At 59.5% G+C, this 15462-nt stretch carries 13 protein-coding genes; 5 read left to right on the top strand and 8 right to left on the bottom strand.

From position 1 onward, the window contains the following. Positions 1–2 precede the first annotated feature (2 nt). The 3 genes from flgB to HYI44_RS26055 form a co-directional block, all read right to left on the bottom strand. A complete protein-coding gene (gene flgB, locus HYI44_RS26045; protein ID WP_045061804.1) occupies positions 3–410 on the bottom strand; it encodes a flagellar basal body rod protein FlgB in 408 nt (135 codons plus the stop codon). Between the two features lie 253 nt (positions 411–663). Continuing rightward, positions 664–1491 carry a protein-glutamate O-methyltransferase CheR gene (cheR, locus tag HYI44_RS26050; protein WP_045061805.1) on the bottom strand — a complete coding sequence of 276 codons (828 nt, stop codon included), beginning with the start codon at positions 1489–1491 and terminating at the stop codon, positions 664–666. A 46-nt stretch (positions 1492–1537) separates the two neighbouring features. Further along, positions 1538–2470, bottom strand: a complete 933-nt coding sequence (locus tag HYI44_RS26055; RefSeq protein WP_045061806.1) for a chemotaxis protein CheV — start codon at positions 2468–2470, stop codon at positions 1538–1540. Between the two features lie 84 nt (positions 2471–2554). On the opposite strand from HYI44_RS26055, the gene flgA reads away from it, so the two are divergent. The 4 genes from flgA (at position 2555) to HYI44_RS26075 (ending at position 5175) form a co-directional block, all read left to right on the top strand. Further along, positions 2555–3316 carry a flagellar basal body P-ring formation chaperone FlgA gene (gene flgA, locus HYI44_RS26060; RefSeq protein WP_122839077.1) on the top strand — a complete coding sequence of 254 codons (762 nt, stop codon included), beginning with the start codon at positions 2555–2557 and terminating at the stop codon, positions 3314–3316. Positions 3317–3493: 177 nt separating this feature from the next. Continuing rightward, positions 3494–3820, top strand: coding sequence for a flagellar biosynthesis anti-sigma factor FlgM (gene flgM, locus HYI44_RS26065; protein ID WP_122839076.1), 327 nt, complete (start codon positions 3494–3496; stop codon positions 3818–3820). 48 nt (positions 3821–3868) lie between these two features. Then, on the top strand, positions 3869–4336 hold the full coding sequence (locus tag HYI44_RS26070) for a flagella synthesis protein FlgN (protein WP_225570874.1): 468 nt from the start codon (positions 3869–3871) through the stop codon (positions 4334–4336). 92 nt (positions 4337–4428) lie between these two features. Beyond that, positions 4429–5175, top strand: a complete 747-nt coding sequence (locus tag HYI44_RS26075; protein WP_122839074.1) for a flagellar brake protein — start codon at positions 4429–4431, stop codon at positions 5173–5175. A 66-nt stretch (positions 5176–5241) separates the two neighbouring features. On the opposite strand, the gene HYI44_RS26080 is transcribed toward HYI44_RS26075, so the two are convergent. From HYI44_RS26080 to HYI44_RS26095, 4 genes are all read right to left on the bottom strand, one after another. Next, positions 5242–6633, bottom strand: a complete 1392-nt coding sequence (locus HYI44_RS26080) for an MFS transporter (RefSeq protein WP_122839073.1) — start codon at positions 6631–6633, stop codon at positions 5242–5244. Positions 6634–6703: 70 nt separating this feature from the next. After that, positions 6704–7945 (bottom strand): glutamine synthetase family protein, encoded by a 1242-nt coding sequence (locus HYI44_RS26085; protein WP_225570878.1) that lies wholly within the window; start codon positions 7943–7945, stop codon positions 6704–6706. Positions 7946–8144: 199 nt separating this feature from the next. After that, complete coding sequence (locus HYI44_RS26090) at positions 8145–8837, bottom strand: sensor histidine kinase (protein ID WP_225570875.1); 693 nt, start codon at positions 8835–8837, stop codon at positions 8145–8147. Then, complete coding sequence (locus HYI44_RS26095) at positions 8834–10438, bottom strand: tetratricopeptide repeat-containing response regulator (protein ID WP_122839070.1); 1605 nt, start codon at positions 10436–10438, stop codon at positions 8834–8836. The genes HYI44_RS26090 and HYI44_RS26095 overlap by 4 nt, the downstream gene beginning before the upstream one ends. 207 nt (positions 10439–10645) lie before the next feature. Between HYI44_RS26095 and HYI44_RS26100 the strand changes: the two genes are divergently transcribed. Then, the gene (locus tag HYI44_RS26100; RefSeq protein WP_225570876.1) at positions 10646–14779 is read left to right on the top strand and encodes a CheR family methyltransferase; all 4134 of its coding nucleotides are present in this window, start codon (positions 10646–10648) and stop codon (positions 14777–14779) included. 10 nt (positions 14780–14789) lie between these two features. Here HYI44_RS26100 and HYI44_RS26105 read toward each other — a convergent pair whose 3' ends face one another. After that, positions 14790–15329 carry a hypothetical protein gene (locus tag HYI44_RS26105; RefSeq protein WP_122839068.1) on the bottom strand — a complete coding sequence of 180 codons (540 nt, stop codon included), beginning with the start codon at positions 15327–15329 and terminating at the stop codon, positions 14790–14792. Positions 15330–15462 lie beyond the last annotated feature (133 nt).

The raw sequence follows: 15462 nt of genomic DNA on the forward strand, positions 1-15462 counted from the left end.
ATTTATTCTCCTCGCAAGGCTGAAATCAGCCCTTTGAATTTGCTGTTGAGCAGGGTGAAACTGGCCTGGAAGTTGACCGAGTTCTGCGCGTAGTTCGACTGTTCGAGCTGGGCGTCCACGGTGTTCTGGTCAATCGATGGCTGCATCGGCGTGCGGTACAACAGCGACTCGTCGCCGCTGCCCAGGCCCTGGGCCTCGATATGCCGGCTGTTGGTCATGTTCAGCGCAAATCCGCCGCCCTTGGTTTTCTCGCTCTGCTCGGCGAGCACTTTGGAGAAGTCCAGGTCCCGCGCCTTGTAGTTCGGGGTATCGGCGTTGGCGATGTTGTTGGCCAGGACTTCGGCACGCTGGGCGCGGAAGTTCAACGCCTGTTCGTGGATACCGAGCGCTTTATCGAAGCTGATGCTCATGTCGGGAAACCTTCGGGTGACCGGATTTTCGTAGGATGGACATAGCAAGCGGCGTGCCAATTGAAAAAAGCCCGTAAACCGGGGCTTTGCGGGCACGGGCCCCGGCGGCAACGACAGAAAAGCGGCAACGGGTTTCCGCTGCCTGCCGCTTTTCTGCCGCTTGTTCGAGTTAGACATCCCCACGTGATGCAAAGCGGCAGGCAAAAAAAACGGGAGTCCTCTAGGACTCCCGTTTTTTGCCTGCCGCTTTGCATCACTTCGCCTGGTAAATAATCCCAGGGCTGCACTGAACCATCTGGTAATGATCCGGCAAACCATTGAGCGCCTCGGAAGCGCCCAGGAACAAATACCCACCCGGTTTCAACGTACTGTGGATCCGCAGCAGAATGTCCTTCTTCACCTCAGCGGAAAAGTAGATCAGCACATTGCGACAGAACACGATGTCGAACTTGCCCAGCGCCGCATAGCTGTCCAGCAGGTTGAACGAGCGAAACTCCACCCGGCTCTTGATGGGCGCCTTGATGGCCCAGCGCCCCGGCCCTTTCGGGTCGAAATAGCGCTGCAAACGTTCCGGCGACAGGCCGCGACCGATGGCCAGGCTGTCGTACTCGCCCGTCTTGCAGTTGGTCAGCATGGTGCCGGAAAGGTCGGTGGCAACGATCTGCACCCCCATCTTCAACTGACCCAGGTTGACCCGCTCGAATTCATCGATCGACATCGACAACGAGTACGGTTCCTGCCCCGACGAACAGGCAGCCGACCAGATCCGCAGGCGCTGGCCAGGAGCGGCTTTGATCGCTTCCGGCAGCACCTTGTTCTTCAGCACTTCAAACGGATAAGTGTCACGAAACCACAAGGTTTCGTTGGTCGTCATGGCATCGACCACCATCTCGCGCAGACCACTGCGCGGTTGGGTCTGGATGCGCTGGACCAGCTCCCCCAGGGACTTGATGCCTTGCTGCTCCATCAGTTTGTTGAGGCGGCTGGACACCAGGTACTGCTTGTTTTCACCGAGCAAAATGCCACAGGCTTTTTCCAGGAATACCCGGAACTGTTCGAAATCCAAATTACCCGTAGACAATGGTGCCGCCTCTTAACTCGTATTGATCGCCAGGAGCAAAAGGCCCCTAGCTGATATCTGCTGCTTTGATCCGGTCGACTACCCGGGATGCCAGGTCATCAGGACGGAATTTGGCCAGGAAGTCATCGGCACCGACTTTCTTGACCATCGCCTGATTGAACACACCCGACAACGAAGTATGCAGGATGATATGAAGCTTTTGCATGCGTGGGTCGCTGCGGATCTCGGCGGTCAGGGTGTAGCCGTCCATTTCCGGCATCTCGATGTCGGAAATCATCATCAGGAACTCTTCTTCCGGCTTCTTCCCTTCGTCCACCAGCTTGCGCAGGTAATCCAGGGCCTGCCGACCGTCGTTCAACGCCACGACTTCCACGCCGACCGTCTGTAGACAACGCGATACCTGCTTGCGTGCCACGGACGAGTCATCAACCGTCAGCACCCGCAAAGACAGGGCCTTGTGCTGGGTCTCGACGTCCACCACACCAACGGAAATCGCTTCCGGCGTGGGTGCCACTTCCGCCAGCACTTTCTCCACGTCGATGATTTCGACCAACTGATTGTCGACCCGGGTCACAGCCGTCAGGTAATGATCGCGGCCGGTGCCCTTGGGTGGCGGATGGATCTCCTCCCAGTTCATGTTGACGATGCGCTCCACCGAGCGCACCAGGAAACCCTGCGTCTTGGTGTTGTACTCCGTGATAATCACGAAGGGATTGCTTTGATCCAGCAACCGACCGGCACCGGTCGCCATCGCCAGATCGAGAATCGGAATGGTTGCCCCCCGAATACTCGCTACACCGCACACGACAGGATTGGATTTGGGCATCACGGTCAGCTTGGGGCATTGCAGCACCTCACGAACCTTGAATACGTTGATCCCATAGAGCTGCTGGCCGTCGAGACGGAACAACAACAGCTCCAGGCGATTCTGCCCTACCAGTTGCGTGCGCTGGTTTACCGAATCCATTACACCAGCCATGCCCAGACTCCCTAACACCAACGCTTAAGTGTGTTGCGACGCACATTCATTGCTAAACGGCACGGCGCTTGCTTTTTAACTCTTATGAGCACAGAACCGACATTTTTCCGACGCCTGACCGCACATTTGCACACAATGTTGTGCGCGACGGCGGCTGCCTGCCTGTTTAACGCTGGCAGCCCTGCCCTTGCCGACTCGGTTACCTTGCCTGACATGCTTATCGGCGTGACCCAGGGTTTTCTTGAATTCACCGTAGAAGACTATTTGGCGACCAGTCAGACCGAGGGTCGATATGAAATCGAAGTCAACCAACTCGACCCGCGCCTGCGCATGCCGATGTGCGACAGGGAATTGACAGCCAGCCTGGAAAGCCCGGCCAGGCCCTTGGGGCGTGTCACGGTCAAGGTTCGTTGCGAAGGCGCCTCGCCGTGGACGGTTTTCGTGCCGGCGCAGGTGCGCCTGTTTCGCGAAGTCGTCACCGCCACTCGGCCGCTGCGACGCCTCGGGGTGATCGAACCTGAAGACGTCATGTTGCGCGAGCGCGACATCAGCCTGATCAGCCAGGGCTACCTGACGTCCCTGGACCAGGCGATCGGACAGAAGTTGACCCGACCAATGGTCGCCGATCAGTTGGTCACCCTGGTGAACATCGAACAGGCGCAAGTCATCAGCAAGGGTGACCAGGTGGTGATCACCGCCCGCAGCGGCACGCTCAGCGTACGCATGCCCGGCGAGGCACTGTCCAATGGCGGGTTGCGCGATCAGATACGCGTGAAAAACCTCAACTCCCAGCGAGTCATCAAGGCGCAAGTGATCGCGCCCGGCCAGGTGGAAGTCGCCATGTAGAGGCCAGGCCTTGCAAACAGCCGCTTGAAGAGATGGCGCACCCTGCGACTGTTCCCTAAACTAGGGTGTGCAGGGGCCAGCGCTGACGCGCGCAAGCTCATTGATAAATGGGCCTAAAGTTTTCTCGGGTATGGCCGAAAACATGGCAAGCGTCCAAATACCCAGAGGTTTTTTATCATGGTCATCGACTTCAACCGATTAAACAGCTCTCCGTCACTTACGGGCAGTACACGTACCAGCGCCAGCAAGGAAGCGGCTGAAAATGCCAAGGCTGCGCCGCTGAATACCCCGGCACCGGAAGCCACTACCGTGAAAAGCGGAGAATCGGTACATCTCAGTAATGAGGCCCAGCAGTTGCAGAAGGTCACTGACAAGCTGCGCGATCAGCCTGAAGTCGACAAAGCCCGCGTGGCCGAGTTGAAAGCAGCGATTGCCGATGGCAGCTATAAAGTCGACAGCAACCGCGTAGCCAGCAAACTGCTCAACTTCGAAGCCCAGCGCTAGGCTCCGGTCTGCGCCAGGCTTTTGGACGCTTAAAACCCAAGGCCAGCCATGCACGATACCCAATTACTGCAACTGATCATCGACGACTTTGCCCCAGCGCAACAATTGCTCGAGCTACTGCAAACCGAGTCCCTCGCCTTGCATGGTCGCGACATGCGCCTGCTCGAGGACATTCTGGCGCGCAAGCAGGCACTGATCATTTTGCTGGAACAGCATGGCCGCAAGCGCAGCGAAATCCTTGCCAGCCTCAACCTGCCGCTCAACCGACAGGGGCTGGAGCAACTGGCCAGCCAGTCAAGCGTCGGCGAGCGCCTGTTGTCGCAAAGTGATGTGCTGACCGACCTCCTGGCCCAGTGTCAGGACGCCAACGTGCACAATGGCCGGTCCATCATGATGCAACAGGCCGCCACGGCCACCCAGCTGAAAATCCTTCATGGCGGCGACACACCCGCGCTGTACGACGCGCGCGGTTCAACCTCCACCCTGGCGAAACGGGGTCCCCTCAGTCAGGCCTGAACCTGACATCGAGCCCGCACTATCAAGACGAGAAACATGCTGGCAAAATGCCGGCAAGCAGCTGTCAAATTTTGTCTGGAGATTGATGAACCGTGTTCAATGCCTCAAGCGCGGATGATGCTCCGCAGCCACCCAAGGTGCTCACCACGCCCCTTGAGATCTCCGGCACCCTACGTCAGCTGCAAGACAGCCACGACCCGCTGATCATCACGTTTCACGAGCGCACCCAACGCTTCCAGAGTTACCTGGTGGGTATCGACCGTGACAACGGCACCATGGCCCTGGACGAAATGATCCCCCGTGACGGCGAGCGTTTCCTGCTGGCGGGCGAGCCGTTCAAGGTCGAAGGCTTTCACGATGGCGTGCGAATCGCCTGGGAAAGCAACGGCGCGCTGACCATCGACGAAACCGGTGGCAGCCGCTGCTATCATGGCCCCCTGCCGGACGAAGTGGTTTACCACCAGCGCCGCAACGCCTTCCGCGCGGCATTGAAGCTGGCGCAACTGGTGGACGTCGACCTGGACGGTGAAAAGCTCAAGGCGCCGATCAAGGGCAAATTGCTGGACATCTCCGCCACCGGCTGCAAATTGCGTTTCGACGGTGACATCGGCGGCAACCTGCAACTGGGCCAGGTCTATGACCGTTTCATGGCTGCCCTGCCGTTCGGCAAAATGACTGCCCCGGTTGAACTGCGTTACCTGCATTTCGAAGAGAAAATTTCCACCACCTTCGCCGGCGTGCGCTTTCACAACATGAGCGGCCTGGTACAGCGCCAGGTCGAGCGCTTTGTCTATCAGCTGCAGCGCGAAGCCCGCCGATTCGATAAAGACGACCTCTGATACAGGCGCCAACAAAAAAACGGGCAGTCCCTTGCGGTGACTGCCCGTTTTTTTTATGCGCCGAACTTAAGGACGCGCCTCGGTAAAGCTCTGTTCACGCCCCTCATCCGGGTCATCGCCCGAGGATTCATCCGTTTCGGATTTGGGCTCTGGTTCCAGCTCTGGTCCCACCTCGGGCTCAGGCTCAGGCGCAATCGGATTCTGCATCTGGTCCTGCACTACCTGCTCATCCACCCTCGGATCGAGCGCCGCTACCAATGGCGAACTCGACATGCTGTCCGGCATCGCCACGTGATGCAGCGGCGCGTCGTCGACCTGGTGCAAATTGGTCACCGCTTTCGGGCGGATTCGCCACACCAGCACCAGCGCGAAAAAGCTGAAGAACGCATACAGCATCTGGCTGCCGAACAGCTTCATCAAGACCCCTGCCACCAATGGCCCGATACTCGCACCCACGCCATAGGTCACCAGCAGCATCGCGGTCAGGGAGACCCGGCGATCACCTTCGACGTGGTCATTGGAGAAGGCCACGGCCAATGGATACAGGCAGAACTGCACCAGCGAGCAGAAGAACCCGGCGATGAACAGCACCTCCAGCGGCACTTGCTTGAGGATCGCCAACGGCAACGCGGCCACCGCCAGGCTGAACGCAAAGCAGCGGATCAACAGCGCCCGGTCATAGCGATCGGACAGCCAGCCCAGCGGCCACTGCACCAGCAGGCCGGCAAAAATGCAACTACCCATGAACAGACCGACCTGCTCGGTGGACAGCCCTTGCTGCGAGGCATACAGCGGCGCCAGGCCGTAGAACGAACCGACGATCAGGCCCGCGCCCAGCACCGTGCTGAGTGACTGCGGCACCCGCTTGATGAAGAACCGCGGCTCCATGGGCGCCGGATGCAGGGGGGCCGGGTGAATCCGCCGGGTCAAGGCCACCGGCACCAGGCACAGGGCGAAGCACAGGGCGACCAGCATCAACAGCTCCAGGCCCAGCGCCGGGTGCATGACCAGGATCAACTGACCCAGCACCAACCCCAGGTACGAGGCAATCATGTAACCGCTGAACACCAGGCCACGCTGCTTGGCTTCGGCCTGCTCATTGAGCCAGCTTTCGATGACCATGTACTGGCACATCATGCCCAGGCCGACAATCACCCGCAGGAACAGCCAGGCGGGCAGCCAGTCGATCAATCCATGACCGAGCACCGCAGCGCCGACGATACCGGCACAGGTCGCATAGGCCCTGATATGCCCGACCCTCGCGATCAGACGGTGGCCGATCTTGCCACCCAGCACCAGGCCAAAATAGTTGGCCGCCATCAAGGCACCCACCCACAGGCTGTCGACATTGTCGGCGGCCAGGCGCAGGCCCAGGTAAGTACTCAACAAGCCTGAACCGATCAACATCATCAGCGAGGCAAAATAAAGCGCTCGAAAGGATTTCCAGATTTGGCGCATCGGCGTTCCGAGCGGCTCCTTGCAGTAAGTGTCGGGCTGTCCGAAAAGATAGCCCGATGGCGCTGATTCGTCAGGCCTGGGCGGCCAGGACACGACGCTCCCAGGGCGTAATTTCGTCGAAGAAGCTGGTCAACTCAAGGGTCTTCGAAGCGACGTAGCCTTCGATGAACTCAGTGCCAAACAGTTCCTTCGCCAATTGACTACGTTTCAGACGCTCGAGAGCGGCATGTAAGGTACAGGGCAACGAAAGATTATCCGGCACCTGGAATTCACCCTGGATCGGCTCGCTCGGTTCCAGCTGGTTTTCAATGCCATGCAGCCCCGCCGCCAGGCTCGCGGCGATGGCCAGGTACGGGTTGGCATCCGCCCCCGGCAAGCGATTCTCGACCCGACGGGCGACCGGTGAACTGGCGGGAATGCGCAAGCCTGCCGAGCGATTGTCATGGGACCAGCAGGCATTGTTCGGCGAAGCAAACGGATGGCACAAGCGCTGGTAGGAATTCACATTTGGCGCAAACAACGCGGTGAAATCCGCCATGCCCGCCTGCTGCCCCGCAATAAAATGACGGAACATCGCCGTCGGCTCGCCCGCCTCGTCACTGAACACATTTTTGCCACTGCCGATCTCGACGATGCTTTGATGAATATGCATCGAACTGCCAGGGGTGTGCGCCAGCGGCTTGGCCATGCACACCACGATCAGGCCATGCTTGAGCGCGACTTCCTTGAGCAGGTGCTTGAACAGGAACGTCTGGTCGGCCAGCAGCAAGGGATCGCCATGCAGCAGATTGATCTCGAACTGGCTCACACCCATCTCGTGCATAAACGTATCGCGCGGCAGGCCAAGCGCGGCCATGCATTCGTAGACCTCGCTGAAGAACGGTCGCAGGCCGTTGTTGGAGCTGATGCTGAACGCGGACTGTCCGTCCTCGCGACGTCCGTCCAGGCCGGCTGGTGGCTCAAACCCCAGCGTCGGATCAGGGTTGGGCGCGAACACGAAAAATTCCAGCTCGGTTGCCACCACCGGCGCCAGGCCCAAGGCGGCATAACGAGCGATGACCGCCTTGAGCTGGCCCCGGGTCGACAGGCTCGAGCTTTCGCCACTGAGTTCATCGGCATCACAAATGGCCAGCGCTCGCGGATGCTTGCTCCAAGGCAGGGGATGGATCTGTGCCGTATCCGGCACCAGCGCCAGGTCGCCGTCATCACTGCCGTAGAAACGCGCTGGCGGATAACCGCCCATGATGCATTGCAGCATCACCCCCCGCGCCAGCTGCAGGCGTCGACCTTCGAGGAATCCCTCCGCAGTCATCACCTTGCCCCGGGGAACGCCGTTCAAATCCGGCGTGACACATTCGATTTCATCAATGCCCGTCAGTCGCTGTGCGAGTGAGCGCTGGCCATCGGTTGTCATGACGCAATCCTTGTTGTTGTGCGAGCCACGAAGGGCAACCCGTACAAAATAGGCTCCGCGTGTTCGGAATATCAAGCAGCGCCAGGCAAAAATTACCTCAGGGCAGATAGAGGCTGAACAAACCGCCGCCCAACGGGCCGCCGTTGCCGATCTCGGTGCGCCCTTCCACCCCATTACGCTGGTGCAGTGCAGCAATCCGCGCGGCAAAATACAGGCCCAGGCCGGTACTGCCGGTGGTGTGGTTGATGCCCTGAACATAATTGGCCTGGTGTTCAATCATCTGCGACGAATACCCCTCCCCATCGTCATTGACCGTGATCACCAATTGCCCAGCCGTATCACTCACACTGATCAACACCGCCTGGCGAGCGTGACGGATGGCATTGTTGATGCAGTTTCCCAGTACCGAGGCGATCAGTTCGCGGTCGAAGAAACCCAGGGGGCTCAACGGGTCCACTTCAAAGGTGGCCATAATTCCGCGACTGGCGAACACGTCCTGATGACAGGCCAGTTGCGCCTCAATGAAATCGTCCAGCTCATGATAGGCCGGCTGCAAAGGCAGCTGGTTGATGCCTATTTTGTAAAGCCCCAACAGTTGCACCAGCATGCTGTTGAGGTGGGCGAACTCGAATTCGATCACACCCTGCTCCGGCGCCTGCCGCGCGGGGGCCGGCAAGCGCCCCAACCATTGGCTGTGCGCCTGCATCAGCATCGCCAGGGAGTTCTTCATGTCGTGCACGGTGGAAGCGATTACCGTGGAAAAGTCCAGTGCCGGGTCGTTGTGGTTCATGCGCCGAACGCCTTGGTTTTCAGTTTCTGGTAGCGCGGGAAGCGCGGATCGGAATCGGGCATCAGGCCAACCATTTTCAGGCAGGTCCGGCACTCGATGAGCTCGGCCGAAGGCAGGCTGGTATCGGTGCCATGCAGCAGTGACTGCGCCATGTTCAGTGCGATACTGATGTTCTTCGGCTGCAACCCCAGGGCTTTGCGAAACACCGCACGGGCTTCCACCAGGTTGCCGGTCTTGTACACCCGCACGCCCTGACGGTTGAGGTCGGCGGCCAGGTTGCCGGAATTGAGAATGGCCGGGTCATCGGTCAATTTGGCGATGCCCTTCATCACCGCCGGATCGTCGCCGTAGATTTCCGCACAGTTCTTCAACATGCTGGCGCCTGCATCGGGCTGTCCGAGCATCTGCAACTGCTTGGCCACCAGCAGCGCCGCCTCGGCGCTCATGAACTGCTCCATGCCATCAAGCCGCTGCATGGCCTGCTCGGTGAGCTTCTCGGCCGTCTCGGCATCGTTGAGCAACAAGCTGGTGGCCTTCATCAGGCGCGCACGGATCTGCAAGCCGGGGTCGGACGGGTTGTCCTTCGCCACGGCACTCAGCGTGGTGTTGATTTCCAGGCGGGTGCGGGTATCCAGGCCTTTCTCGCTGCCTTTACTGATCAAGGCATGGGCCAGGCCGAGATTACTCTCGGCGTCCTTGAAGCGAGACTGTGCACCTTGCGCCACCGCCTGGCGATAGGCCTTGGAAGCCGTCTCGAAATCCTCGTTGGTCATCGCCAGTTTGCCCAACTGCGCCTGCCTGCGAACCGCCAGGGGCGAGAGGCGGATCGCATCTTCCAGCACCCGCTGGGCGCCGCGAGTGTCTCCTTCGGCCGCCAGCACATCGGCCATTCCGTCGTAGAGCGCGGGCATCATCGGAAACGCTTTCAGGGCCTTCTCGTACACGCCCTTGGCCTGGGTGATCTGGCCGCGCTTGAACAACAGCTTGCCCAGACCGGCGAACGCCCAGGGCAACGGTCGGTCGGCAATGATGCTGTCGTACAGCCGCTCCAGCGCCTCGTTCTGGTTCAGATCGCGCAGTGCATCGGCTCTATAGCGCAGGCACAGGGGCGAGTAGCGGATGTCTTGCTTGCACAGGGCAATACAGGCATTGAGCACCTCCAGCGGCTTGCCGCGATCAAGGGCCTGCAGGATCGGCTTGAGCAGGGTTTTGCGCTGCACCAGGCGCTCCAGACGCTGGGCCAGGCCGGAGCGGTTGAACGGCTTGGTCAGGTACGCATCGGGCTCGTGCTCCAGGGCGCTCAACACCATGGCCTGGCTGGTCTCGGCAGTGACCATCACGAACACACTCTCATGACTGATCAACTTCTCGACCATCAAGTCTTCGAGCACCTGTTGCCCGTTTTTCTTGCCGTCGCCCAGGTGGAAGTCCTGCAGGATGAAATCGTAGGACTTCTGCGAACACATGCGCAGCGCCTGCTCGCCGGTATCCGCGGTATCCACGTCCTTGATCCCCAATTCCCGGAGCATCGACCTGACCGAGCTGCGAAAGTCCGAGAAATCATCGACGATCAGGAACCGCTTTTGGTGATACGACAGCATCGAGGATTTCCAGGCAGTTTTAGAAAATGACATTGGCCGTCCGGGTTATCGGCCAGATGTGAAGTTCTCTTGAGAGCAGGGATGTGAGCGCGAGGTAAAAAATAACCAGTGCACCGGGAAAACAGGATTATCCTGAACTTCTATCCGGAACAGGCTGGCCCTCAAACCAACTTCCGGCGCGCCGCCCGACTCCGCCTAAGGCAGAACATGACCTCCAATCCCCAGCACCCCGCCTCCAACGCGCCTGCGAGCAAGGCGTTGCGTCCCAGCACCCTCGACTTTGCGGTGGTGGGGATCGGTGCCTCGGCGGGTGGACTGCAGGCGATCAAGCTGTTTTTCGAGAACATGCCCCAGGACAACGGCATGGCCTTCGTGATTGTTCTTCATTTGTCCCCTGATCATCAGAGCATTGCCGACAGGATCATCCAGGAATCGACCAGGATGCCGGTCCTGCAGGTGACGCAAACCGTGCCCATCGAAAAGAACCGGGTTTATGTCATTGCACCCGGCAGGCGCCTGACTATGAATGACGGGCTGCTGGAAGTCAGTGCGGCAGACCCGGGCGAAGGTCGCCACTCACCCATCGATCTGTTTTTTCGCGATCTGGCGGACGTGCACCGTGAGCGCGCCTTTTGTCTGGTGCTGTCGGGCACCGGTTCCGATGGCGCAGTGGGCCTGTCGCGCATCAAGGAGCAGGGGGGTGTCACCCTGGCGCAGGCGCCGCAAGACGCTGAATTCGACGGCATGCCGCGCGCCGCCATCGATACCCACATGGTGGATCTGGTGCTACCGGTCGTGGAAATGCCGCAGAAATTGCTGGAACTGTGGCGCAACTCCCGGGAAATCCGCCTGCCAACCGCCGATGATCCGCAATTGCAAACCATTGCCTCATTCTCAGAGCGCGAGACCGCGCTGACCGAGCAACTGCTGTGCGACATCCTGATCCAACTGCGCACGGGCACTGGCCACGATTTCAAGCATTACAAACGCGCCACCGTGCTTCGCCGCATTGAACGCCGCATGCAGGTGACCGGCCAGCCGGATCTCGCCGCCTATTATCAATACCTGCAGGCCAACCCTGATGAGACCAAGGCGCTGCTGGCCGACATGTTGATCGGTGTGACCAACTTCTTCCGCGATCGCGAAGCCTTCGAAGCGCTGGAGCGCGATGTCGTGCCACAACTGGTCGCTGCTACCGCCTCTGCCCAGCTGGAAAAAGAGGAAATCCGCGTCTGGTCCGCCGGCTGTTCCACTGGCGAGGAAGTCTATAGCCTGGCCATGTTGCTCACCGACCAACTGCAACTGGATGCAAGCAGCGCATCGCTGCAACTGTTCGCCACCGACATCGATGAACGCGCCATCAGCGTGGGCAGGGCCGGCCTGTACCCGCAAGCCATCATCACCGATGTGCCGCCCGCGCGGCTGCGCCACTATTTCATCAAGGAAGACGACCACTACCGGATACGCAAGGAGATTCGCGAGAAGGTGTTGTTTGCCAAGCACAGCCTATTGTCCGACCCGCCTTTTTCGCAGATTGACCTGATCGTCTGCCGCAATTTGCTGATCTACCTGGATCGCGAAGTACAGCGCGAGATCCTGCAGATGTTCCACTTCGCCTTGCGCCCCGGTGGTTTTTTGTTTCTTGGTTCTTCGGAAAGCGCGGACGCCTGCCAGGAGCTGTTCACGCCGATCGATAAACGTAACCGGATCTTCCGGGCCAAGACCGGCACCGCCAGCAGTCGTCGTACCCCTACCATGCCCCGGGGCGGCTATGTACGCAGCAGTGTCTCCCGGGACATACCGCAGAACAGTGTGCAGCGTAAGTCTTCATTTGCCGACATTCATCAACGGGCCCTGGAACAGTCAGCCCCTCCCAGTGTGATAGTCGACGCCAATGCCGACATCCTGCACATGAGCGAAAGCGTCGGGCGCTTCCTGCGGCATGTGGGGGGTGAGTTATCGCGCAACCTGTTGACGCTGATCTTGCCAGAGCTGCGCCTGGAGATTCGCACGACGTTGTTCCAGGTACAGCAGAGCGGCCTGTGGGTGAAGTCCCGGGAGGTGCCGATCAAGCGCGATGATCACCGTTACCTGATTGGTCTGGTGGCCCACCCCTACCGGGAAGGCGATTCGGACGGCGAGTACATCCTGGTGATTTTCGAAGAGGTGGAAGTCGATCCCTCGCAAATGGCGGCCACAACCGTGCTGCAGACGGAAAGCCAGGTGCTGTCCAACCTTGAGCGCGAACTGCAACGGACCAAGTTGCATCTGCAGGACACCATCGAGCAATCGGAAGTCTCCAGCGAAGAACTCAAGGCCTCGAATGAGGAAATGCAGGCAATCAATGAAGAGCTGCGCTCGGCCACCGAAGAGCTGGAGACCAGCAAGGAAGAGCTGCAGGCGATCAACGAAGAGCTGTTGACCGTCAACTTCGAGCTGAAAACCAAGGTCGAGGAAACCGACAAGATCAACGACTACCTGACCAACCTGATCGCCTCGACCGACATCGCCACCGTGTTCGTCGATCGCAGCATGCGCATCAAATGGTTTACCCCCCGCGCCACCGAAATTTTCAGCATGTTGCCGGTGGACACCGGACGCTCCCTGCTCGACATCACCCATCGACTCGATTACGAAAACCTCGCAGGCGACGCAGCGCTGGTGTTCGAGTCGCTGAACATGATCGAACGGGAAGTCAGCAGCATCGACGGACGCTGGTACATCGCCCGCCTGCTACCGTACCGCTCCAGCGAAGACCATATCGATGGCACGGTGCTCACGTTCATCGACATCACCAAACGGCGGGCTGCGGAAGAGGAATTGCGCCTGGGTGAAGAGCGCATGCGCCTGGTCGCCGAAAGCACTCGCGACTACGCCATCATCACCCTGGATGAGGGTGGTGTGATTACCAGCTGGAACAAGGGTGCCGAACTGATCTTTGGTTACAGCAAGGCCGAGACCGAGGGTGCCTATTACGATTTCATCTTCCCGGCGAAAGACCGTGCCGCCGGCGTGCCCGAAAACGAACTTGAGGCAGCCCGTACCCACGGTCGCAGCGAAAATGAACGCTGGCACCAACGCAAGGACGGCAGCCGGTTCTACTGCAGCGGCGAAGTGACCTTGCTCAGGGGCGATACCCTCAAGGGCTTCGTCAAGATTGCCCGGGACCTGACCGGGCACCAGCGTCAGAATGAGGCGCAGAGCCAGGAGCTGGCCGACACACGTAATACCAATTACCTCAAGGATGAATTCTTCGCGGTGATGTCTCACGAGCTCAAGCATCCATTAAATCTGATTCAGCTCAATGCCGAATTGCTGCGCCGCCTGCCGATCACCCGAACGGCTGCGCCGGCGGCCAAGGCAATCAATACCATCTGCGATGCCGTCAACAGTCAGGCGCGGATCATCGACGACTTGCTGGATGTGGCCCGCGTCAGGACGGGCAAGCTCAAGCTCAAACCGGTCGCCGTGGACCTGTCCAAAGTACTGCAAGACATCTACAGCGTGGTGCTCAACGAGCAGCACGACGTCACGGTCGAACTGCTGGTGCCGACTGGCGCCCTGTTCATACGGGCTGACCCCACGCGGCTGGAACAGATTATCTGGAACCTGGTGAATAACGCTTTGAAGTTCACTCCACCCAAAGGCCGGGTGCAGCTGATCGCCAGCGAGGCCGGCAAAATGGCGCGCCTGGACATCAAGGATAACGGCGCCGGGATTGCCGCCGAGCATCAGGAGCATGTGTTCGATTTGTTCAGCCAGGCCGAAAAACAGCACGCCACCCACAACCGCGAAGGCCTGGGAATCGGTTTATCCCTGGTCCGCCAGCTGACCGAGGCGCAACGCGGGACGGTTGAAGTGCACTCAGGTGAATTAGGCGCCGGTTGCACCTTTACCGTGTATTTGCCGTTGATCCAGAACGAACCGGGGCTTGAGCCCCAAGCCCACGCCGAAGAAACCACGGGAAGGCTGAGCGGCTTGACCATCCTGCTGGTCGACGACTCGGCAGACGTACTGGAGACCTTGAAAATGCTGCTGGAGATGGAAGATGCGCAGGTCATTGCCTTCGATCGTCCAGTGGAGGCTCTGGATGCCGCCAGGAGCACCTCATTTGACCTGATCATCTCAGACCTGGGCATGCCAGTCATGAACGGTCACGAGTTGATCAGCGCCTTGCGCCAGTTACCTCTCATCAAAGACGTTCCCGCCATTGCGCTCACCGGCTACGGCGCCCATAGCGACATCCAGAAGTCCCGCCAATCGGGTTTCAACCAGCACATCGGCAAACCCGTGTCCTATGATGAGCTGATTGAGACGATCGAAGAACTGAGACGCACTTGAAGAACAAGGGTCAGCGCAGATAGGCCCTCTGAACGCTGACGCGACGGTCGATGGCCTGTCTGAGCCGCTCCTTGTGCTCGGCCCACACCTTGGCGTCGACCTTGCTAGAGCGCATTAACTCGAGCATGGCGGCCTTGGCCGCCATGTACTCCACCCAGGCATCACTGGACTTGAGCTTCAAGATCTCGCGCTCATTCATCTCCATCTGCCGCAGGGCCCTGACCGACTCGTCGGTAATGACCGTGCTCAGGGTCAGCTGGGGCTTGTGCGGGGCCACAAACTGGCGAGAGTCGATCACGATCTCCCGCGCGCGTTGAACGCCCCACTTCAATGCCAGGCAGCCCGGCTCAGCGCCTTGCCGATCGTGAAACTCCTCGCGCATCAACCAGCCGTCCGTGTCGTAGACACCGATGAACAACTGCGTGATGCCTTCGAGACTGACCCTGGCCTGCACCTCTATCTGCACCCCATCGCCGAGTACCTCTTCGTGGGTGTGCAGCGGCAACCGACGATTAATCCATAACCAGTATTTGGCGCCTCTGTGTCGCATGGCCGTACTCCATTAACACTGCCTGGAGTAAGGCACACCACTGAATGCCCCGCCAATGTCGGTCGTCGGGCCAATAACTGAGGGTATTTTCCTGCGGACAAAAACAAAACCCCTACCTGCATACGCAGATAGG

The sequence above is a fragment of the Pseudomonas sp. Y24-6 genome (assembly GCF_020295325.1).
Taxonomy (GTDB): domain Bacteria; phylum Pseudomonadota; class Gammaproteobacteria; order Pseudomonadales; family Pseudomonadaceae; genus Aquipseudomonas; species Aquipseudomonas gregormendelii.

Coding starts and splice junctions, on each gene's coding strand:
- flgB (WP_045061804.1), bottom strand. CDS start 410: ATGAGCATCAGCTTCGATAAAGCGCTCGGTATCCACGAACAGGCGTTG.
- HYI44_RS26055 (WP_045061806.1), bottom strand. CDS start 2,470: ATGGCTGGTGTAATGGATTCGGTAAACCAGCGCACGCAACTGGTAGGG.
- flgA (WP_122839077.1), top strand. CDS start 2,555: ATGAGCACAGAACCGACATTTTTCCGACGCCTGACCGCACATTTGCAC.
- flgM (WP_122839076.1), top strand. CDS start 3,494: ATGGTCATCGACTTCAACCGATTAAACAGCTCTCCGTCACTTACGGGC.
- HYI44_RS26070 (WP_225570874.1), top strand. CDS start 3,869: ATGCACGATACCCAATTACTGCAACTGATCATCGACGACTTTGCCCCA.
- HYI44_RS26080 (WP_122839073.1), bottom strand. CDS start 6,633: ATGCGCCAAATCTGGAAATCCTTTCGAGCGCTTTATTTTGCCTCGCTG.
- HYI44_RS26085 (WP_225570878.1), bottom strand. CDS start 7,945: ATGACTGCGGAGGGATTCCTCGAAGGTCGACGCCTGCAGCTGGCGCGG.
- HYI44_RS26090 (WP_225570875.1), bottom strand. CDS start 8,837: ATGAACCACAACGACCCGGCACTGGACTTTTCCACGGTAATCGCTTCC.
- HYI44_RS26095 (WP_122839070.1), bottom strand. CDS start 10,438: ATGCTGTCGTATCACCAAAAGCGGTTCCTGATCGTCGATGATTTCTCG.
- HYI44_RS26100 (WP_225570876.1), top strand. CDS start 10,646: ATGACCTCCAATCCCCAGCACCCCGCCTCCAACGCGCCTGCGAGCAAG.
- HYI44_RS26105 (WP_122839068.1), bottom strand. CDS start 15,329: ATGCGACACAGAGGCGCCAAATACTGGTTATGGATTAATCGTCGGTTG.